14 protein-coding genes are annotated in these 20,384 nt (G+C 60.2%); 9 read left to right on the top strand and 5 right to left on the bottom strand.

The window, feature by feature from the left end; all coding sequences use genetic code 11:
- Window positions 1-6 precede the first annotated feature (6 nt).
- Both gltB and BQ9843_RS06510 read left to right on the top strand, forming a co-directional pair.
- Complete coding sequence (gene gltB, locus BQ9843_RS06515) at window positions 7-4,683, top strand: glutamate synthase large subunit (RefSeq protein WP_075844386.1); 4,677 nt, start codon at window positions 7-9, stop codon at window positions 4,681-4,683.
- A 2-nt stretch (window positions 4,684-4,685) separates the two neighbouring features.
- On the top strand, window positions 4,686-6,158 hold the full coding sequence (locus tag BQ9843_RS06510) for a glutamate synthase subunit beta (protein WP_075844385.1): 1,473 nt from the start codon (window positions 4,686-4,688) through the stop codon (window positions 6,156-6,158).
- A 194-nt stretch (window positions 6,159-6,352) separates the two neighbouring features.
- Here BQ9843_RS06510 and BQ9843_RS06505 read toward each other — a convergent pair whose 3' ends face one another.
- The 3 genes from BQ9843_RS06505 to BQ9843_RS08885 form a co-directional block, all read right to left on the bottom strand.
- The gene (locus tag BQ9843_RS06505) at window positions 6,353-7,516 is read right to left on the bottom strand and encodes a phosphoglycerate dehydrogenase (RefSeq protein ID WP_075844384.1); all 1,164 of its coding nucleotides are present in this window, start codon (window positions 7,514-7,516) and stop codon (window positions 6,353-6,355) included.
- Window positions 7,517-7,591: 75 nt separating this feature from the next.
- The gene (gene serC, locus BQ9843_RS06500; protein ID WP_075844383.1) at window positions 7,592-8,704 is read right to left on the bottom strand and encodes a 3-phosphoserine/phosphohydroxythreonine transaminase; all 1,113 of its coding nucleotides are present in this window, start codon (window positions 8,702-8,704) and stop codon (window positions 7,592-7,594) included.
- A gap of 285 nt (window positions 8,705-8,989) precedes the next feature.
- Complete coding sequence (locus BQ9843_RS08885; protein WP_230205631.1) at window positions 8,990-9,322, bottom strand: hypothetical protein; 333 nt, start codon at window positions 9,320-9,322, stop codon at window positions 8,990-8,992.
- A 704-nt stretch (window positions 9,323-10,026) separates the two neighbouring features.
- On the opposite strand from BQ9843_RS08885, the gene BQ9843_RS06490 reads away from it, so the two are divergent.
- Window positions 10,027-10,209 (top strand): hypothetical protein, encoded by a 183-nt coding sequence (locus tag BQ9843_RS06490; protein WP_075844382.1) that lies wholly within the window; start codon window positions 10,027-10,029, stop codon window positions 10,207-10,209.
- 48 nt (window positions 10,210-10,257) lie between these two features.
- Here the strand turns inward: BQ9843_RS06490 and BQ9843_RS06485 are convergent, their stop codons facing one another.
- Window positions 10,258-11,853: a potassium/proton antiporter gene (locus BQ9843_RS06485; RefSeq protein WP_075844381.1), complete on the bottom strand. Its 1,596-nt coding sequence runs from the start codon at window positions 11,851-11,853 to the stop codon at window positions 10,258-10,260.
- Between the two features lie 214 nt (window positions 11,854-12,067).
- Here BQ9843_RS06485 and BQ9843_RS06480 point away from each other — a divergent pair, with 214 nt between their 5' ends.
- Window positions 12,068-12,895 carry a metallophosphoesterase family protein gene (locus BQ9843_RS06480; RefSeq protein WP_075844380.1) on the top strand — a complete coding sequence of 276 codons (828 nt, stop codon included), beginning with the start codon at window positions 12,068-12,070 and terminating at the stop codon, window positions 12,893-12,895.
- A gap of 24 nt (window positions 12,896-12,919) precedes the next feature.
- On the opposite strand, the gene BQ9843_RS06475 is transcribed toward BQ9843_RS06480, so the two are convergent.
- Complete coding sequence (locus BQ9843_RS06475) at window positions 12,920-14,401, bottom strand: lipopolysaccharide biosynthesis protein (protein WP_230205630.1); 1,482 nt, start codon at window positions 14,399-14,401, stop codon at window positions 12,920-12,922.
- Window positions 14,402-14,583: 182 nt separating this feature from the next.
- Between BQ9843_RS06475 and BQ9843_RS06470 the strand changes: the two genes are divergently transcribed.
- From BQ9843_RS06470 to BQ9843_RS06450, 5 genes are all read left to right on the top strand, one after another.
- Window positions 14,584-16,140: an L-lactate permease gene (locus tag BQ9843_RS06470; protein ID WP_075844378.1), complete on the top strand. Its 1,557-nt coding sequence runs from the start codon at window positions 14,584-14,586 to the stop codon at window positions 16,138-16,140.
- 297 nt (window positions 16,141-16,437) lie between these two features.
- Complete coding sequence (gene pckA, locus BQ9843_RS06465) at window positions 16,438-18,069, top strand: phosphoenolpyruvate carboxykinase (ATP) (protein WP_230205629.1); 1,632 nt, start codon at window positions 16,438-16,440, stop codon at window positions 18,067-18,069.
- Window positions 18,070-18,155: 86 nt separating this feature from the next.
- The gene (locus BQ9843_RS06460) at window positions 18,156-18,626 is read left to right on the top strand and encodes a MarR family winged helix-turn-helix transcriptional regulator (protein ID WP_022386662.1); all 471 of its coding nucleotides are present in this window, start codon (window positions 18,156-18,158) and stop codon (window positions 18,624-18,626) included.
- Window positions 18,627-18,656: 30 nt separating this feature from the next.
- Window positions 18,657-19,508, top strand: coding sequence for a DegV family protein (locus BQ9843_RS06455; RefSeq protein WP_075844376.1), 852 nt, complete (start codon window positions 18,657-18,659; stop codon window positions 19,506-19,508).
- 88 nt (window positions 19,509-19,596) lie between these two features.
- Window positions 19,597-20,103: a flavin reductase family protein gene (locus BQ9843_RS06450; protein WP_075844375.1), complete on the top strand. Its 507-nt coding sequence runs from the start codon at window positions 19,597-19,599 to the stop codon at window positions 20,101-20,103.
- The last annotated feature ends 281 nt before the right edge of the window (window positions 20,104-20,384 follow it).

Here is a 20,384-nt window from a genome sequence, read left to right as displayed (position 1 = left end):
TAAACGATGCAGGAGCAGGGAAATCCCGCTGACCAGCACCATCAGGGACTGTATCGTCCTGAGTTCGAACACGACGCGTGCGGCATTGGCGCGCTCGCTAATCTTCATGGACAAAAGAGCCATCAGATTTTGGACGATGCGCTTTCGGTACTCGTCAATTTGGAGCACCGTGGCGGCACGGGTTTGGAGAAAAACACCGGCGACGGTGCCGGCATCCTCTTTCAGGTTCCGCATCATTTTTTCCGCAAAGAAGCACAGAAGTGCGGTCAGATTCTGCCCGCCGAGGGCGATTACGGCGTTGCCATGCTTTTTTTCCCGCAGGACGAATGCGGTGTTGAAGACGCGCGCCGCGTCTTTGAAGAAGGCTGTGCCGAGGCCGGCGTGCCCTTGCTGTTTTGGCGTCGCGTCCCGGTAGACCCGCATGATCTGGGCGAGACGGCCCGTGCCTGCATGCCTACGATCCTGCAGGCGTTTTTGGGCCGCCCCGAGGGCGTTGAGGCCGGTGACGACTTTGAGCGCCGCCTGTACGTTTGCCGACGCACCGTCGAGAAGCGTGCCGATGCCGAGTATTCCCTGAAGGGAAAGATCTTCTACGTTTGCTCCATGAGTTCGCGCACCGTGGTCTACAAAGGCATGCTCGTGGCTACGCAGATGCGCCGCTTCTTTATCGACCTCAACGATGCTGCGGTCAAGACGGCGGTGGCCCTTGTCCATTCCCGTTATTCCACCAACACCACGCCCAGTTGGGAGCGCGCGCACCCCAACCGCTACATCATCCACAACGGCGAGATCAATACCCTCAAGGGCAACGTCAACTGGATTCGCGCCCGCGAACCAAACCTCTACTCGCCGGTGCTCCAGCACGACCTTGAGCGCGTGCTGCCTATCATTAACCGCGAAGGTTCCGACTCCGCCATTCTCGACAACGTCCTTGAGTTCCTGGTCATGAACGGGCGACCCCTCACGCGCGCTGTCTCTTTGCTGCTGCCCGAGCCGTGGGACCACAACGCGAATCTGTCCGAGGCACGTCGTGCCTACGACGCCTACCAGTCCATGCTTATGGAGCCCTGGGACGGTCCTGCCGCAATCGCCTTTACCGACGGTCGTACCTTGGGCGCCGCGCTCGATCGCAACGGCCTGCGCCCGGCTCGCTATTATGTGACGCGTGACGACCGCTTCCTGCTCTCCTCCGAGGTGGGCACCATCGAAATCGATCCGGCAAATGTGCTTACGGCGGGCTGCTTGGGCCCGGGCGAGATGCTCGAGGTCGATTTTGCGCAGGGCCGCGTGAAGTACAACGACGAGATTCGCCGTGCCCTTGCCATGCAAAAGCCCTATCGCGACTGGATTGCCGAGGAGACGCTCGATATCGAGGACCTCGATGCCGCTAAGACCGAGCCTCCCTGCGAGGACGCCGATGTTCCCGAGGTTGTGCGCATGGCCCGTTTGGGCTACCACTGGGACGACGTCGACGAGGCGGTGCGTCCCATGGCGCAGGCAGGCAAGGTGCCTCTGGCCTCTATGGGCATCGATGCGCCGCTTGCAGTGCTCTCCAAGAAGAACCGTTCGTTCTTTGATTACTTCTATCAGCTGTTCGCGCAGGTTACAAACCCGCCGATCGACGCGTTGCGCGAGAGCTTTGTGACTTCGACCAAGCTGTACCTGGGCAACCACGGTAACTTGCTTGAGGATTCCCGCACCGCCTGCCAGCTGGTGCGCCTGCCGCGTCCGCTGCTGGATAAGGAGCAGTTCGAAGCTATCTGCGCCATTGATCACGTGGGCTTCAAGACAGCGCGTTTCCGTGCGGTCTATAAGCGCGACGATGCTCCCGGTGCCTTGGCTTGTGCGCTCGACAAGCTAGCGCAAGACGTTGAGTCCGCTGTTCGCGACGGCGTGAATATCGTGGTGCTTTCCGACCGCGCTGCCGCAGGTGAGGTCCCCATCCCATCGCTTTTGGCCACGGGCGCTGTGCATAACCACTTGATCCGCGCCGGCGTTCGCACCTTTGCCGACCTTGTGGTCGAGACGGGCGACGCCCTGTGCGCGCACGATTTCGCAACCCTGGTGGGCTACTCCGCAAGTGGCATCTACCCCTATATGGCACACGATTGCATCCGCGGCCTCGCCGCGCGCGGAGACCTGGACGTTTCTGCCGAGGAGGGCATTGCCAACTACAACCGCGCCGTGACGGCGGGTATCGTCTCCATCATGTCCAAGATGGGCATTTCCACGGTGCAGAGCTATCACTCTGCGCAGATCTTCGAGGCCGTGGGCTTTAATGACGAGTTTATCGACCGCTATTTTGCCGGCACCGTCTCGCGCGTGGGCGGCATGGGCATAGCCGATGTCGAGCGCGAGGAGAACAAGCGCTATGACGATGCCCTTGCCATCTTAAAGACCGCAGCCCCCAACCAGCTGCCCACCCTTGGCCTTACCAAGTGGCGTCCGGTGGTTGGCGAGGACCATCTTATCGACCCGCAGAGCATCTACCTGCTGCAGCGTGCCTGTCAGCAGGGTGATTACGACCTGTTCCAGGAGTACAGCGCTCATGTGCACCGGGCCGGCCGTGCCGTTCGCCTGCGCGACCTGCTCGACTTTAACGCGGGCGGGCGCACGCCAGTGGCGCTTGACGAGGTGGAGAGTGCGCGCGACATCGTGCGACGCTTTAACACCGGCGCCATGAGCTACGGCTCCATTAGCCAGGAGGCACACGAGTGCATGGCTATTGCCATGAATCGCCTGCACGGCCGTTCCAACTCCGGCGAGGGCGGCGAGGATCCGCGTCGCGAGACGCCGCTTCCCAACGGCGACTCCAAGAACTCCGCCATCAAGCAGATCGCTTCGGCACGCTTTGGCGTGACGAGCCGCTATCTGTGCTCGGCTATCGAGATTCAGATCAAGATGGCCCAGGGCGCCAAGCCCGGCGAGGGCGGCCACCTGCCCGGCAAGAAGGTGTACCCCTGGATTGCTGAGGTGCGCCAATCCACGCCCGGCATCGGCCTCATCTCGCCGCCGCCTCACCACGACATCTATTCCATCGAGGATCTGGCCGAGCTTATCTTCGACCTTAAAAACGCCAACCCGGGCGCGCGCATATCGGTCAAGCTCTGCTCCGAGGCGGGCGTGGGCACCATCGCCACAGGCGTTGCAAAGGGCGCTGCCAACAAGATTTTAATCTCTGGCCATAACGGCGGAACGGGTGCTGCTCCGCGCGATTCCGTCTGGCATGCTGGTTTGCCGCTCGAGCTTGGTCTTGCCGAGGCTCAGCAGACGCTGCTGCAAAACGGCCTGCGCTCCCGCGTGGTGCTTGAGGCCGACGGCAAGCTCATGGACGGCACCGACGTCGCCGTGGCATGCTTGCTGGGCGCCGAGGAGTTTGGCTTTGCCACCATGCCGCTCATCACCATGGGCTGCCTTATGCAGCGCGATTGCCAGCAGGACACCTGCCCGGCCGGCATCGCTACGCAAAACTGCCGTCTGCGCGGCGGATTCCGCGGCAAGCCCGAGTACGTTGAGAACTTCATGCTGTTTGTGGCCGAGCAGATGCGCGAGGTCATGGCTCGCCTGGGCTTCCGCACCGTCGAGGAGATGGTGGGCCACCCCGAGTGCCTGCAACAGGTTGAGGTCGAGGGCAACTGGAAGGCAAATCTGCTCGATCTTTCCGCGTTGCTCGCTCCCGGCGAGTGTACCTTTGGCGCCCATATCGAGGGTGCCGATGGCAAGCACTATCTGCCCGAGATGGCTGCCGATTCCGGCTTGGAGCGCGCACTTGACTCCACGCTCTTCGTGCCGCTTACGGCCGATGCCCGCCGCCATCTGCGTCCGGTGCACTTCCGTGCCGATATCGCCAACGTCAACCGCTGCGTGGGCACCATCTTGGGCAGTGAGGTGACGCGTGCGCATCCCGAGGGCCTGCCGGAGGGTTCTATTACCATCGACTGCGACGGCTCCGCCGGCCAGAGCTTTGGCGCGTTTTTGCCCGCGGGCATTACGCTCAACGTGCGCGGCGACGCCAACGACTACTTTGGCAAGGGTCTTTCAGGCGGCATTGTCTCGGTGCGTCCCAACGAGAGTGCAACCTATAAGTTTGACGAGAACATCATCGTGGGCAACGTCGCCTTCTTTGGTGCCACCTCGGGCCGCGGCTTTATCAACGGCCTTGCAGCCCAGCGTTTTGCCGTACGCAACTCCGGCGCCACCGTGGTGGTGGAGGGCTGCGGCAACCATGGCTGCGAGTACATGACGGGTGGATGCGCTCTGGTGCTTGGCGAGGTGGGCCAAAACTTTGCCGCTGGCATGACCGGCGGCGTGGCCTACGTCTTTGACGAGTACGGCACGCTGGCCTCTCGCTGCAACCAGGAGAGCGTGGAGCTCAAGGCCCCGACCGATGCCGAGCTTGAGCAGATTCGTGCGCTCATCGAGGAGCACGTGCGCTATACGGCAAGCCCGCGCGGCATCAAGCTGCTCTATCGCTTCGCTGCTCTTTCGCGCCACTTTGTGAAGGTTATCCCCACCGAGTACGAGCGCGTCTTGCGGATCGTGGCCGATGCCGAGCGTGCGGGCAAGACCCATGCGCAGGCCGAGGAGCTTGCCTTCGAGATCGTCACGCGCGGTGCCACCGCACCCGCATCCGCACCCGCCGCATGCCCCGCATGCGCTATGAACCAGAAGGAGGGACGCTAGTCATGGGTAAGCCAGGAGCGTTTCTTGAGCATGATCGCACGGCCCATGCGCTGCGTCCGGTGGACGAGCGCGTGCGCGATTTTGATGAGCTGTATGTTGAGCTGGATGACGATGCGCGTCGCATCCAGGCGAGCCGCTGCATGATGTGCGGCGTGGCGTTTTGCCAGATGGGCGCCTCGTTTGGCAAGGCGCGCCCATCGGGCTGCCCGCTGCATAACCTTATCCCTGAGTGGAATGAGCTGGTGTATCGCGGGCGCTGGAAAGAGGCCGCGGAGCGCCTGGCGCTCACAAGCCCGCTGCCGGAGTTTACGAGCCGCGTGTGCCCAGCGCTTTGCGAGGCCGCCTGTAACCTGGGTTCGGTGGACGGTGAGCCCACGACCATTCACGATAACGAGCGTGCCATCTCCGACCACGAGTGGGCGACGGGCGGTCCGCGTCGCTTTGAGCCTGCGGACGAGGATGCCCCACTCGTATCTGTGATTGGCTCCGGTCCTGCCGGTCTGGCGGCAGCATGGGAGCTTGCGCGCCGTGGTGCTCGCGTGCGTGTGGTTGAGCGCGATAACCGCCCCGGTGGTCTGCTCATGTACGGTATCCCCAACATGAAGCTCGAGAAAGATATCGTGAAACGTCGTTGCGACCTTATGGAAGAGCTGGGTATCGAGTTTGCCTGCGATACCGATGCGGCAGATCCTACGGTGGCAAAGGAGCTTCTTGAGCAGAGCGATGCTGTAGTTGTTGCAGCGGGTGCTCGCGCGGCGCGTGGCCTCGGCGCCCGCAATATCGATGCGCCCGGCGTGGTCTATGCGGTCGATTACCTTACGGCGTCTACCAAGGCCGTTCTCGATGGGGGAGAGCCCGCTATCAGCGCCAAGGGCCTCGACGTCATCGTCATTGGCGGCGGCGACACAGGCAACGATTGCGTGGGCACGGCAGTGCGCCAGGGTGCCAAGAGCGTACGACAGTTTGAGTTCTTGCCCGCCGCACCCGATAAGCCGCTGCCCAACAACGCATGGCCCGAGTGGCCCAACGTTAAGAAGACCGATTACGGGCAGCAGGAAGCCATTGCTTTGATGGGCGGCGAAATGCGAGAGTGGGCGATCGATACGCTCGAGGTCGAACTTGATAAGGAGGGCGCCGCACGCGCCCTGCGCGTGGTCGACCTGGACTGGAGTCATGGCAAGCCCGAGCGCCTGGATGATACCGAGCGCGAGTATCCCGCGCAGCTCGTGCTCATCGCCTGCGGCTTTACCGGCCCCGAGCATGACGTTTTCGATGCTCTGGACGTCCAGATGGCTACCGAGGGACGTCCCCTGCCCGTGACCGAGCCCGCCGCGCACCAGGCGCGTCGCACGGCCGAAGCAACCACTCCCGTCTACGTAGCAGGCGACGCCCACACCGGCAGTTCCCTTGTGGTCAACGCCATCGCCGACGCCATGGCCTGCGCCACCGAGGTCGCCACCCGCCTCTCCCTCTAATGTGACAAAAAGCCGACAGGTTTAATTTGTCACATTTTGCCGCGCACGGCTCCAAAACGACCGTTCACGGCCGATTGTTCACGGTCGCCCAGCAGCAAAAAGCCGCCTCGCAGGTTCCAAAGAACATGCGAGGCGGCTTGCTCTGCCTATGCCGCGATGCGCCGCAGAGCCGCGCGGCGGTACTGCCGGAGGCGCTACTTGATCACGCGCACGCGGTAGATCGCGGGAATCTGCTTGAGGGCCTCGATGGTCGTGGCATCCAGATGCTCGTCGGTATCGAACATGGTGTAGGCGTTTTCGCCGGCGCTCTCGTTGACCATGCGCTGCACGTTGGCGTTGTCCTTGGCAAGGATGGCCGTGATCTGACCGATCATATTGGGCACGTTTGCGTGCAAACAGGCAATACGGCTTGCGGCGCGCGCCTTGCCCATGCTGCAGGCGGGGTAATTAACGGAGTGGACGATGTTGCCGTTCTCCAGGTAATCCTTGAGCTCGGAAATGGCCATATCGGCGCAGTTTGCCTCGGCCTCGCCGGTGCCGGCGCCCGAGTGCGTGGTAATAAACGTGTTGGGCATCTTGACCGTCTTGGGCGTGGCAAAGTCGCAGGAGAACCAGGAGAGCTTGCCCTCGCGCAGGGCGGCGTCCACGGCGTCCTCGTCGATGATGGTCTCGCGCGCGTAGTTGATGAGCACGGCGCCGGGGGCCAGCAGGTCAAGCTGCTCGGTCGAGATCATGCTAATGGTATCGGCCTTGCTGGGCACGTGTACCGTCAGGTAATCGCAGCCGCGGCAAAGGTCCTCGAGGGTACCCACGCGCTGAACGCTTTGCGAGAGAGCCCACGCGTGCTCAACGGAAATGAACGGGTCGTAGCCATATACGTCCATGCCCAGGTCCACGCAGGCATTGGCCACCTTGGAACCCACGTTGCCCAGGCCAATCACACCGATGCGCTTGCCCTTGAGCTCACGGCCCACAAAGGCCTTCTTGGCCTTCTCGGCGTTGACCAGGATGTTGGGGTCCTCGGCGTTGTCGCGCACCCATTGCATGGACTGCACCACGCCACGGCTGGAAAGGATGAGGGCGGCAAGCACGATCTCCTTCACGGCGTTGGCGTTGGCGCCGGGGGAGTTAAATACCACGACGCCGCGCTTGGCGTACTCCTCGATGGGGATATTATTCACACCTGCGCCGCAACGAGCAATAGCGCGAATGCCTTCGGGCAGCTCGTAGCCGTGCAAGTCGGTCGAGCGCATGAGGATGGCGTCGGCGTTCTCGGCCTTGTCTACAAACTCGTAGCCGTTGCCAAATTCGACCGCGCCGTCTTTGGTGATGTCGTCGATGGTTTTGATTTTACGCATGGAAGTCTCCTTGTGGGGAACGCCGCGCGTGGCGGCAATGGTGATACAGCTGAGGTGGGCCCGCGTTGTCGCAGGCTACAAAGATCGCGGAGACGGTGCGTGCTCGGCTTCAAACTCGTGCATGTAAGCGGCGAGTGCCTCGACATCTTCCATGGTAACGGCGTTATAGACGCTTGCGCGCATGCCGCCTACCAGGCGATGCCCCTTGATGTTCTCGATGCCGCGCTCGTGCGCGCCGGCGACAAACCGCGCGTTGAGCTCGTCGGAATCGGTGCGGAACGTGACGTTGGCGATGGAGCGGCTGTCCTTTTGCGCCGTGCCATGGAAGAGCTGGCTGTTGTCGAGCAAATCGTAGAGCAGGTTTGCCTTTGCCCAGTTGCGCTGCGCCATGGCCTTAAGGCCGCCGGTTTCTTCCACCCAGCGAAAGACCTTGCCGCATACGTAGATGCCAAAGGTGTTGGGCGTGTTGAGCATGGAGCCCTTTTGAGCCTGCAGACGCAGGTCCATGTACTGGGGGGTTTGCGCGAAGGCCGGGCCGTCTTCCAGCAGGTTGTCGCGCACGATGATCACCGTGACACCCGCGGCGCCGGCATTTTTCTGCGCGCCTGCATAGACCAGGCCGTAGCGCGAAATATCGAGTGGCTGCGAAAGAAAGCAGCTCGAGACGTCGGCAAAAAGGGGAGTGTCGCCGCATTCGGGCAGCTCGTGGAACATGGTGCCAAAGATGGTGTTGTTTTGGCAGATGTAGACGTAATCAAGGTCGCCTGCGGCCGCGCGCTCGCGCACGGGGGCGAGCGCGGGGATACGGTCGAAATCGGTGCCTTCGCTTGAGGCGAGCTTGACGGCATCGCCGTACTTGGTTGCCTCTTTCCAGGCCTTCTTGGCAAAGTTGCCCGTGACCACGTAACCGGCGCGACCGGTGCGCATGAAGTTCATGGGGATGCCCGCAAATTGCAGCGTGGCGCCGCCCTGTAGGAAAATCACACGGTAGTTTTGCGGAATATCGAGCAAACGGCGAAGCGTGGCCTCGGCGTCGTCGATGATTTGCTGGTACATACTCGACCGGTGGCTCATTTCCAAGACGGACATGCCGCAACCCTGGTAATCGAGCATCTCGTTTGCAATCTGCGTCAAGACGCTCTCGGGAAGCGCGGCGGGGCCGGCCGAGAAGTTGTGCACGCGGGCCATAAAACAAACCTCCAAAAACAGACTCTGAGGTACGGCCACTTTAGCATGCTAATCCGAGTATTTCTCTATGGTTTACGATTCTGTTACATGGAGATTGCTGCATGAGCAATTTGCTTCGGGCGCTTTTAATGCGGCACGCTTGCCGAGTTTATTGATAACGGGCGAGAGCTCCTTCATGTGTGCCCTCGGGGTCTGCGCATAAAATGCCAGGGGACTTCCCCGGCTCTTGGAGGTCCTTCTATTCGAGAGTACCGATTTCTTTATGGCTCGAATTGTAGTTCGGGTCTACCGGATGCGTTTCGTTCGTATTTTTCTAAGATGGTTTTTCTTGAAATCTCGGTAGCTTCCAAAGAAGATCTGTTCGGTTTTCGATTGCTCAGATCTTTCGTATTTAATCCTCGCTAGTTCGATTTCACAGATATAGTCTGCAATTTGCTGGAGCCTGAAGTGCCTTGGGTCGCATTCTTTATAAATGACTGCCTGGGCTCCAAGAACGTATCCGAACGCCGCATGGAGGACGTTGGTTACTTCGTTTTGTCCATTGTCGTAGTAAATCTTGACAGCGTCGTACTCTTGAAAAGACTGCAGCGTATCGAATAAAAAAGAGAACCAAATCACGCCGCATCCTTGCGAACATGGTTTCATCGTTGGTGAATCTGTCTCTCTGGTAGCTGAACGTTGCATATGTGATGGGGCATTTGCTCGCAAACGAGGCAAAGCCTGCAAGAAGTCGACTTCGCATGCGAGTGTCCATGGCCTTGTATGATTCATTGCCGTGCATCAGGGGGTTCATATGGAGTGGAATATCCGGAAGTCCACGTGTTCTAAGTGCATGCTCGTAATTTTCGATGGGTTCGACGATAGATGCTGATTGATCGTGGAAAACAAGCGTTATCAAATAGTATTTAGCGCTGCGCCCTCCGTAGTTGCCGGATTCATCGACGAAAACGGAAAGCTCCTTCACGATGCAGTCTCCCTAAAAATAAAAATGCCGGGGTGATCCCCCGGCCCTTGACTGCCCTCCATAAAGGAACGCAATCCATTTATACCACGAGACGGGGCGTCTATTCAAGTAATAATTATAAACACCAAACATATGTTCGTCAATCTAGCAGGGAGTTTGGCTTTCTGGCGGAGTTCTCTGCGATTTTTGCCGTTTGGTTTCCATGTCCAGCCCTACGCGCCCGTGTGAGCATTCGGCATGGTGTCGCAGCGGCGACACCGCACAACCTATGCGGCATCTGCAGCCGAATCCTGTGGGTCCGAACGACCAAAGACTAAAATGAAAGCCAACGCCCGCGCGTAGAAGGAGACTTCCAGCCATGTCATATACCGATGACGATACCCCCGACTTCGAGGGCCTGCGGGCCTTTTTGATGGACTACTGCGGCACGGCGTTCGCGGTAGGGGCGGGGCCGGCGCTCATAGACCTTGCGCGCATTGAACGTGCGGATCCCCAGGAGCTCTTGCGTATCGCGCAAGAGCTGGGCATAAACGTGCGCTAACGCAACGGGGCAGCGGGCAAAATTCAATCGCCCGCCGCCTCCGTTTTTCTATCCCAGAGTGGCTATGACCACGTCGTCTCCCGGCAGCAATTGCGTATCGCCGTTGGGAATGATCGTCTCGCCCTCGCGTTTGAGTAACACGACGATAAAGCGTCGCCCCCCGTGTGGAAGCTCGTGCAGGGCGCACCCTGCCCAGTGGTGATGCTCGCCAATGTGATGCTCGCGCAGCGAGACCCCGGCGCGCTCCTCAAAGGTGGGCGCGGCAAGCACAAGCAGATCGCCCGTCTCGATCACGGTATCGCCGTTGGGGATAACGGGCTCGGCGCCATGCCTCAATATCAAGACGACGAGCATGCTTGCCGCCTCGCCAATCTGTGCCAGGCTGCGTCCGGCAAAGGGGTGCCCGGCGTCTACCTTGAGCTTGATAAACGAAAGGTCGGTCTCCTCCTGATAATCGTTAAAGGTGCGGCCTACGTCGCCTGCCTTGTCAATCATCTTTAGACGTTTGGCCACGGCGGGCAAAAGCGAGCCCTGCATCACGATGGAGATGATGGCGACCATAAACACCAGGTCAAAAAGGTCGCGACTGCCCGGCACGCCAGACACCACGGTGAACAGCGCAAAGACCACCGAGGCGGCACCGCGCAAGCCCGCCCAGGATACCAGGCCAATCTGTCCCAGGCGTTCTCGGCGCGGCGGCATGATCGCGCACACCGCCACCGGCCTGCCAATAAAGAGCATAAAGAGCACAAGGCCTAGTGCCGGCAGAATGGCCTGCGGCAGGCGGGTGGGGGTCACCAAAAGGCCAATCAAAAAGAAGATCGCCATCTCGGCCATCTCGGTGAGCACGTCAAAGACATGCACCATCTCGCGCTTGGAGGGAATGTCCGAGGCGCCCAGCACGATGCCCGCCAGGTACACAGAGAGAAATCCGTTGCCGCCCAGCTGGCTGGGTACCGCAAACGAGAGCAGCGCGATGGCGATAAGCACGATGGTCTCGCTTTGAGACTCGAGGTTCATGCGGCAGGCAAGCTTCATGCCAACCCAGCCAAACGCCAAGCCAAACGCGGCGCCAAAGACAATCTGCTGCGCGATAAGCACGGGCAGGTTGACGGCTTCGCCCAGCGCCAGGGCACTAAACACGGCAGTGAGCATGTAGGCGAGCGGGTCGTTGGAGCCAGACTCGACCTCGAGCAGCGAGTCGGTGCCACCCTTGAGCGAAAGCCGGTGCTCGCGCAGGACGGAAAAAACGCTTGCGGCGTCTGTGGACGAGATGACGGAGCCCAAAAGGAGCGCCAGCGGCCAATCAAAGCGCAAGGCAACATGGGCAAACACCGCGGTGAGGCCGGCGGTGATCACTACGCCTGCGGTGGAGAGCAAGACGGCGGGGGCGGCCACCGGGCGTGCGCGCTCGATGTTGGTGTTAAAGCCACCGTAGAACATGATGAAGATAAGGGCTGCGGTACAGACGCTCTCGGTTGCCTTGAAGTCGTTAAAGTTGATATGCAGCGGCCCGTCGCTTCCCAAGAACATGCCGAGGGCGATAAAGATGAGCAGCGTGGGGAAGGGAAGTTTGGCCGCGATGGGCTTGAGTAGGATGCAGGCGATGATAACGGCGCCTACAAAGAGCAGAATCATGTTCATGCGGTCTCGTCTTTCGAGCGATGCAGCGAGGTCGCTGCCAGGGCGATACGGTCCAACGCTTTTAATCCTACCCAGATGGTCGATTGAAAACCGCCGGCGCACCCATCTGGCGCCATCGTCATGAACTCTCAACTGGATATACCTCAAACTTTGTCAACCTGCCCTTGTGCGTATACAATAACGTTCAAGTTGACGTTTAAGGATGGTGCCCCATATGGCGACGTATATCACCTCCGATGCCCACGGGCATCTGCGCGCCCTCGACCAAGCGCTCGAGCAGGCCGCCCCCGGTGCGGACGATACCGTGTACGTGCTGGGCGATATGATTGATCGCGGTCCGGAGCCGGTGGGCGTCATCAATCTGGTGCGAAGCTTGCCCAACGTTCATGTTTTGATGGGCAACCACGAGCGCCTGATGCTCAACGCCATCGAGCGCGGAAGCCAGATGGATATCTTTACCTGGGAGCGAAACGGTGGCTACACCACGTCCGCCCAGTTTGATGCCCTGCCCCTCGCGGAGTATCGCGCCGTTATCGAGTGGATTCGCGAGCTGCCGCTATCAGATGCGATTGAAGTGGGGGATAGGACATACCTGTTGGCGCATGCTGGCATAGAACCCAGGGCTTTTACGTGCTGGCTCGCGGGTGCGGGCTATACCGGCGAGGACGGCTATGCGGACGTTCCCATTGATGTGCTGCGTCAGGCCATGGCTGCTCAGGATGAAGAGGATCTTCTTTGGATTCGCGAGGCCTTTTGGGGCGTGCCTACGGGGCTTGTGGGCCCTGACGGGCGAGGCCCCGTGGTGATTGCGGGGCACACGCCTTCGAGTTTGCTGTTCCGCTATGCCGCAAACATGTGTGGCACGGGCTGCAACAAGGACGGCCTGGGCTGCATGGTCGAGGTGGGGCCCACGCATGATACCGGCGGCGTGGCAGACCATCTTGCTATCGATTGCTCCGCTGCGGCGGGCGCAGGCGTTGGCCGCGTGGGCGTGATGCGTCTGGACGATCGCCACGTGTGGTACGGGGACATCGCCGAGTGAGAGTAGTCTGGGCCGTGTTCCCGGCTACTTGTAGTGCGGCCTGCGCGCGAACGGGTCGCCGGTGGTGCGCGAGATGATACCGCGGATGCGCACGTACTGCATCGTGAGCAAAACGAGCAGCAGCGCCATGACCGCAAGGTAGCTCAGCACGGCACCCAGCAGGCCAAAGATGCGCACCAGCACGATTGAGAGCACGATTGCCGCGCCAAACGAGATAAGGTACGGCTTGGTTGCTAGGTCCTGGTGGCGCAGCACGGTGATGATCTGATACAAAAAGTCGATTGCCGCGGTAAGGCCGCCGGCGGCCACCATGAGAAACGCGAGCATACGGTACTCGGTAAAGTCGATACCGTACATAAAGCTCATGATGCCGATGCCAATCCAACCCATAAAGGCGATGACAGCGAGCGTGAGCACAACCACAACGGCCAGCACGGCAAGCATGATAAGGTCAAAGCGGCGGCGCCTGCGCGGGTTTGACCAGATGTTTGCCAGACGCAGGAGCTGCGGCTTGTACACAAAGCCCACGGCGAGCAAAATCGCCTGCGCAGGGAAGTACAGCGCACTAAAGTAGAGCTGTGCGTCGTAGCCCATCATGCTTTCCATGGCAAACTTGGGGCAGCTTTCAATAAGGTTGAACAGGAAAAGCGTCGAGAAAAGCGGGAAACACTGGCGAAAGAGCCCGCCCACCTCGCGCATGCGCCACGGGCCGGATTTTTCCGTCTCCAGTAACGACAGCGGAAACGTCATGAATACAAGGGAGAGCACGGCCACCACGCCCGCGGCGACGCAAGCCACAGGTAGGCTGCGCGTGATGAAAAGCATCACGCTGAAGATCGCGACCACGGCAACCGAGCGCAGCGCCTGGCTCATGCCTGCAAGGTAGAGCTTGTCTGCCTGCTGCAGGCGTCCCTCGTAGACATCGGCCATGCCGTCGACGATCTTATATACATAGATGCCCATAGAGAGCGTGAACATCGCCGCGTCGTAGGCGCGCAGCATGCAATAGGCGATACCAACGAGGAGCGCCAGAAGCGAGGTGAGCCAGCGATTGAGCTGGTAGGAGGAAAACGAGGTGGCCTCGTCGATGTCGGATACCTGGAAGGTGCGCACGCCAAAGTTCGAAAGAATCATCAAAAGCGTGCCCGCCACAAAGGCCATGGAGAACATGCCCGCCTGCTCGGCGCCCACGAGCTGCGTGCATACAATGGTGAGCAGCGGGAAGACCATGCCCCAGATGCTTGTGCCCACGGTGTTCCAGATGTAGTCGCGCCCGGTGGAGCCGGATTCGTATTCTGCTTCCTGCTCGGAAAGGGACCCCTCGTAGATAGCGCCAATCAGGCGGTTCCACCATTGGTTTACAAGGCGTGCAAGAGGGGAGGACAGACGGTTACGTTTGTGCTGTCTGCTGCCGGCGCCCGTGGTGCCCGGTCGTGTGGCGGAGCGCCTGCCATTTGATGCTTTGTGGTTCGTTTGCCGTTCGTTTTGCTTCGGGCGGAGTGTCACGTCGAGACCTCCCTTGTGTTTGTTGGGTCGATTATAACGCTTCAAACGTGTTAACTCTGTTTCTAGGCATGATTTCGAGGCGCTATCGAAATTATTTCGGTATCCTTTTGAGGCGGATCTTTTTGAACCGGATCTGACACTCAGCGTACTGCCGAAACAAGTTCATTAGGGAGTTTATACCTATGGATGCCATGGCCTTTGTGCTTGCGCTCGTGCCGATTTTGTGGCTCGTCGTTGTCCTGCTCGTGTTTAAGTGGCCGGCCTGGAAGGCCGCGATTGGATCGTTTGTCCTTTCGTGCGTGCTAGCGCTGGGAGTGTGGAAGCTTCCTGCCGGTCAAGTTGCCACCGCAAGCCTCGAGGGTTTCCTCATGGCCCTGTGGCCCATCGTCCTTGTTATCATCGCCGCGGTCTTTACCTATAACCTGTGCGTGAAGACGGGTGCCATGGATGTCATCGGCGGCATGATCACCTCCATTTCGAGCGACCGTCGTCTGCTCGCGCTGCTCATCGCTTGGTGCTTTGGCGGCTTTATGGAGGGCATGGCGGGCTTTGGTACCGCCGTCGCGATTCCCGCGAGCATGCTTGCGGGCCTGGGTTTTGCCCCCATCCCCGCCGTGCTGCTGTGCCTGCTTGCCAACGGCGTGCCCACGCCGTACGGCTCCATTGGCATTCCCACCGTCTCTCTCGCGGGCCTTGTGGGTCTCGACTCGGCTCATCTTGCCTTTGTTCAGATGGTGCAGCTTGCTCCGTTCTACATCGTCGCCCCGTTTTTGATCGTGCTTGTTGCGGGTAAGGTCGAGGGCGCGAGCGTCGCCGACCGCCTGCGCGGCGTTGTTGTGCCCACCCTTGCCGCTGGTCTGGCCTTTGCGCTTCCCACCATGGCGGTTGCCGCCTTTGTGGGCCCGGAGCTTTCTGTGGTCGTGGGTTCCATCTGTGCGCTTGCGGTTACGGCGCTGCTTGCCATGCGTGCCGAGCACTCTGGCAAGCTCGACAAGCGCTTCCATGTTGCCGTGGAGCCGCACGAGGCGCTTACGCTGGGCGGCGCCCTTCGTGCATGGTCTTGCTTCATTCTTATTTTCATCTTGCTTATGGGTACCTCGAAGCTCGTGCCGTTTGTGAACTCCGCACTGGCTCCGCTTTCCTCGAGCGTTCAGGTCTTTAGCGGCAAGAACCCGGGCACGCTTTCCTTTATGTGGGTCAACACACCGGGCATTTGGATTTTCCTTGCGGCCATCGTGGGCGGCTTTATCCAGGGTGCGCGTCCCGCGCAGATGCTTGAGGTTCTGGGCGCTACCGTCAAGCAGATGATGCCGACGGTCATCACCATGCTCTCTGTCCTTGGCTGCGCCAAGGTGATGGGCTATTCGGGCATGATCTCGTCCATCTCGGCTTTTTGCATTGGCGTTGCGGGTGCGGCGTATCCGTTCATCGCCCCGTGGATCGGTGCCGTGGGCACGTTTGTCACGGGTTCCGGCACGTCTTCGGCAATGCTTTTTGGCCCGGTGCAAAAGCAGGCGGCGGACGCCTTGGGCACCGACCCGTACTGGATGGTTGCCCTTAACATGCTGGGCGTCTCGGCGGGTAAGATGCTCTCTCCGCAGTCTCTCGCCATTGGCCTTGCCTCGGTACGCGTGGTAGGAAAGGATGCCGAGCTCATGCGCGCGATCATTCCCTATGGCATTGCCTTCCTTGTGCTCATGAGCATCCTTGCGCTGGCCGGTGCGGGGCTGGTGCTTTAAGCCGTACAGCTTGTTTTACCGTTTCTTTGGCAGGCCCGTCTTCGATTTGCGCGCAAGCGCATCGAGGGCGGGTCTGCTTTTGTATGTCAAGGAGGCTTGCCCGAGGTGCGATGTGCCGCGGTCTTGCGAATTCGGCGTATGCCTTGGGGCGCGCGTTGCAGCTCCTGGGCATGCGAGGGGCCATGCGATGCGTTCGCCTAGCGCGGCCAGCGCCTCGCCGAGATGTGGTGCCGCCCGCCGCGTACTTGGAGTACACCCAAAGGAGCACTTTGAGCAATAACGCGCCCCGTGCGCGACGTGGAGAGGGTGGTTTGGATGAAGAAGGCAGCGCTCGATCAGGTTTTGACCACATGTGGCATAACCGGGGAGGCTGCGGCTGGCGCCGAACCCGCCCGCTATGTGGACCTTCCTGTAGCTTCCCTGGTAGAGCATGCCATTCGTCGCGATGAGGGCGAGCTTGCGTCAAACGGCGCCCTCGTTATCAAAACGGGCGCCTACACGGGCCGTTCGCCCAAGGACCGTTTTATCGTCGACACGCCCGAGGTTCACGACAAGATCGCGTGGGGGCAAACAAATGCGCCCATTAGCCAAGATGTCTACGAGCGCGTACGCGATGGCGTAGCGGCCTATCTTTCTCGGCGCGACCTCTTTATCACCTGCGGCCTTGCCGGTGCCGACCGCAACTATGCGCGTACGTTCTTTGTGGCGTGCGAGCGTGCGAGCCAGGCGCTTTTCATCAAGCAGATGCTTGTGCGGCCGCGCGTGCGCGAGCACGTGAACTTCGAGGAGCCGGACTTCCGTGTGATGGTGGCGCCCGGCTATGAGTGCGACCCCGAGCGCGATGGTGTGCGTTCCAAGGCCGCCGTCCTCATCAACTTTACCGAGCGCATGATCGTTATTGCGGGCACCGGTTTTTCGGGCGAGATCAAGAAGAGCATCTTCTCGGTGATGAACTACCTGTTGCCGCTTGAGGATAACGTGCTGCCCATGCATTGCTCGGCGAGCATGGATCCCATCAGCCACGCCACGGCTGTGTTCCTTGGCCTTTCGGGCACGGGTAAGACAACGCTTTCGGCCAACCCTACGCGTCTTTTGATCGGTGACGATGAACACGGTTGGAGCAATGTGGGCGTTTTTGATATCGAGGGCGGCTGCTATGCCAAATGTGACGGTATGGACGAGTACAGTCAGCCCGAGATCCACCAGGCCATCCGCTTTGGCGCCATGGCCGAAAACGTCGTGCTCGACGAGAATCGCGATCCCGACTACGACGACCTTTCCATCACGGCAAACACGCGCGTTGCCTATCCCATCGAGCACATCGCCAATGCCTGGACGCGTGGCGTGAGCCCCAACCCCAACGTGGTCCTCTTCCTCACCTGCGATGCCTTTGGTGTACTTCCACCTATCTCGCGCCTTACTCCCGAGGGGGCGATGTATCACTTTGTGACGGGCTTTACCTCCAAGACACCCGGGACGGAGCAAGGTATCACCCGACCGCAGCCCACGTTCTCGGCGCTTTTTGGCGAGCCGTTCATGCCGCTCGATCCTATGGTCTATGCCGAAATGCTTGGCGAGCGCCTGCGCCGCAGCGACACGCGCGTGTACTTGGTCAACACCGGCTGGATAGGCGGAGACTTTGACCATGGCCATCGCATCGAGCTTGCCTATACGCGCGCCCTTGTAGCACGTGCACTTGATGGGACCATCGAGGAGGCCGATTTCATCCATGACGAGATTTTCAACGTCGATATTCCGGTGACGTGCCATGGTGTGCCTGACGCCATTCTTGTGCCCCGCACCTACTGGAAGAGCGCGTCGCTCTACGATTCTTCTGCCCACGAGCTGGCAGCTATGTTCTGCGAGAACTTTGAGAAGCGCTATCCGCATCTGCCGGATTCCGTTCGCAACGCCGGCCCGCGTGCGTAGGTTATGTGCCTGCTGTGGGAGTTGTTGACCTGTTAACACGCAGTCATACAATGGTGAGCTGTCAATTTGAACTAGGGGAGGGACACGTGGATACGGCATCTCGGGACGAGGCGCGCTTTGAGGACTTTACGGGGCTCATCGCGGCCATCAACAAAGAGGTGACGCGCATCAAGAGCGTGGAGAGCGCCAAACTGGGGCTCACCGGTGCCGACATCATGTGTCTGTACTACTTGGGCAAGCACCCGCAGGGCATGACCGGAGCCGAGCTTGCGCGCGCAGCCAGCGTGACGCGCGCCGCCGTCTCGCGCACGCTCGCGCGCATGGAGCGCGAGGGCTTTGTGGAGGTTCAGGCAGAGCAGGGTGCCACGACGCGTTACCGTGCCGCCGTGGTGCTCACCGAGCGCGGTCGAAAGAGCGCACAGGGTGCCGATGTCGCCATCACTCGCGTGCTCGACGAGGTGTATGCCGCCCAAAGTGACGAAGAGCGCGAGCAGATGTACGCATCGCTTCGCTCCGTGCTGGGGCGCCTGCGCACGATTTCGCGCGAGGACAGGTAGGCTCCCTTCCAAGCAGGAAGGCATCGCCGCATGGCTGTACGTATCATCACCGATTCTGGCTGCGACATCGTGGGGGCGGATAATCCGCAGCTCGATGTCCTGCCTCTTTCCATCACCTTTGGCTCGACCGTCTACGCAGATGGCGTGGACCTTTCGCACGAGCATTTTTATGAGCTGCTGGTTGAGGGCGACGAGCTGCCCAAGACCGGTCAGGTGAACCCTTATGCCTTTGCGCAGGCGATCGAGCGTGCCGAGCACGACGGGTTCGAACCGCTGATCATCACGCTTTCGGCAAAGCTTTCGGGCACGTATCAGAGTGCTTGCATGGCGGCCTCCGAGGCATCGTCTCCCGTGCGCGTGGTCGACTCCGGCCACGTTACCGTGAGCGAGCGCATCTTGGTTGAGTATGCGCTGGGCCTGGCGAAGAAAGGTCTTGGCGTCGAAGAAATCGCCACTCGTGTTGAGGCAGCGCGTGAGCGCGTTGTGGTCATCGGCCTTTTGGATACCCTCGAGTACCTGCGCCGCGGCGGTCGTATTTCGGCTGCGGCAGGGGCTTTTGGCGAGATGCTCTCTATCAAGCCCGTCATCACCATCGAGAACGGCGAGGTCAAGATGCTCGGCCGTGCGCGTGGCTCCAAGAACGGCCGCAATTTGCTCAACCAGCAGATCGAGGCGAGCCGCGGTATCGACTTCTCCATGCCGGTTGCCCTGGGCTACGCGGGCCTTTCGGACGCCTTGCTCCGAAAGTATATTCACGATAGCCGGGCGCTGTGGGAAGCGTATCCAGGCGACGAGCTGCCGGTGCATACCGTGGGTGCAACCATTGGTACTCATGTAGGACCGGGCGCCATCGCGCTTGCGTATTTTGAGCCGGAACAGTAACGCTTGTCTTTTTGGTATCAGTTGATGTCATGCGGGGTAGTATGGAGTTCGTCCGTACTGCCCCGTTTTCAATACATGGAGGATAGCCATGGCGTTCAAGGAACTTCCGCTCGGCGAGGTCTCGCTCAATCCCTTTACCAAGCTCGACAAGGAATGGGGGCTTGTGGCTGCCGGCAACGCGGATGCGTCCAACGCCATGACGGTGAGCTGGGGCGGCATGGGTACCATCTGGAACAAGCCCGTGGTGACGATCTATATTCGTCCGCAGCGCTACACCAAGCAGTTTGTCGACGCGAACGGCCACTTCACGCTTTCCTTTTTCGATTCGCAATACAAGCAGGCGCTGAGCGTCTTGGGAACAAAGTCGGGCCGCGATGGCGATAAGATCGCCGAGGTCGGCTTCTCGCCGGTACAGCTAGATGGCACCACCACCTATGAACAGGCAGACCTCGTCTTTGTTTGCCGCAAGCTCTACGCCGATACCATCAAGCCCGAATGCTTTGTCGATGCATCTGTAGACGAGCAAAACTATCCCCAGCGCGACCATCACACCCTCTATATCGCCGAAGTCGAGCACGTCTACCAGCACATCTAATCGAGTCCTTGGCGAGTCTTTGGCGTTGTGGCCTACTCCTTGCATCCCGCTCTCCCAAATGAAGCAGAAAATCCCATTTAGACGGCACCTAGCCCGTTCTAAATGGGATTTTCTGCTTCATTTGCGATGTGGATTGCAGCGCCGCCTCGTCACCGTGGCGTACCATCCCCTTCTTCCGCCACCAAACCCCGACGGGCCGCGATTGCAAGGCGGCTCTCCCCCTGGTCCCGGAAGCCTGTGAAGCCCGATTCCGGGACCAGGGGGAGAGCCCGCCGATGGGA

The sequence above is a fragment of the Collinsella bouchesdurhonensis genome, from assembly GCF_900155365.1.
GTDB lineage: Bacteria > Actinomycetota > Coriobacteriia > Coriobacteriales > Coriobacteriaceae > Collinsella > Collinsella bouchesdurhonensis.
This window is presented reverse-complemented; position numbering and strand designations above follow the sequence as displayed.

Bases quoted from the DNA above. Each gene is read 5' to 3' on its own strand.
- BQ9843_RS06480 (WP_075844380.1), top strand. From the start codon at position 12,068: ATGGCGACGTATATCACCTCCGATGCCCACGGGCATCTGCGCGCCCTC.
- serC (WP_075844383.1), bottom strand. From the start codon at position 8,704: ATGGCCCGCGTGCACAACTTCTCGGCCGGCCCCGCCGCGCTTCCCGAG.
- BQ9843_RS06450 (WP_075844375.1), top strand. From the start codon at position 19,597: ATGGCGTTCAAGGAACTTCCGCTCGGCGAGGTCTCGCTCAATCCCTTT.
- BQ9843_RS06455 (WP_075844376.1), top strand. From the start codon at position 18,657: ATGGCTGTACGTATCATCACCGATTCTGGCTGCGACATCGTGGGGGCG.
- gltB (WP_075844386.1), top strand. From the start codon at position 7: ATGCAGGAGCAGGGAAATCCCGCTGACCAGCACCATCAGGGACTGTAT.
- BQ9843_RS06510 (WP_075844385.1), top strand. From the start codon at position 4,686: ATGGGTAAGCCAGGAGCGTTTCTTGAGCATGATCGCACGGCCCATGCG.
- BQ9843_RS06470 (WP_075844378.1), top strand. From the start codon at position 14,584: ATGGATGCCATGGCCTTTGTGCTTGCGCTCGTGCCGATTTTGTGGCTC.
- BQ9843_RS06490 (WP_075844382.1), top strand. From the start codon at position 10,027: ATGTCATATACCGATGACGATACCCCCGACTTCGAGGGCCTGCGGGCC.
- BQ9843_RS06505 (WP_075844384.1), bottom strand. From the start codon at position 7,516: ATGCGTAAAATCAAAACCATCGACGACATCACCAAAGACGGCGCGGTC.
- BQ9843_RS06485 (WP_075844381.1), bottom strand. From the start codon at position 11,853: ATGAACATGATTCTGCTCTTTGTAGGCGCCGTTATCATCGCCTGCATC.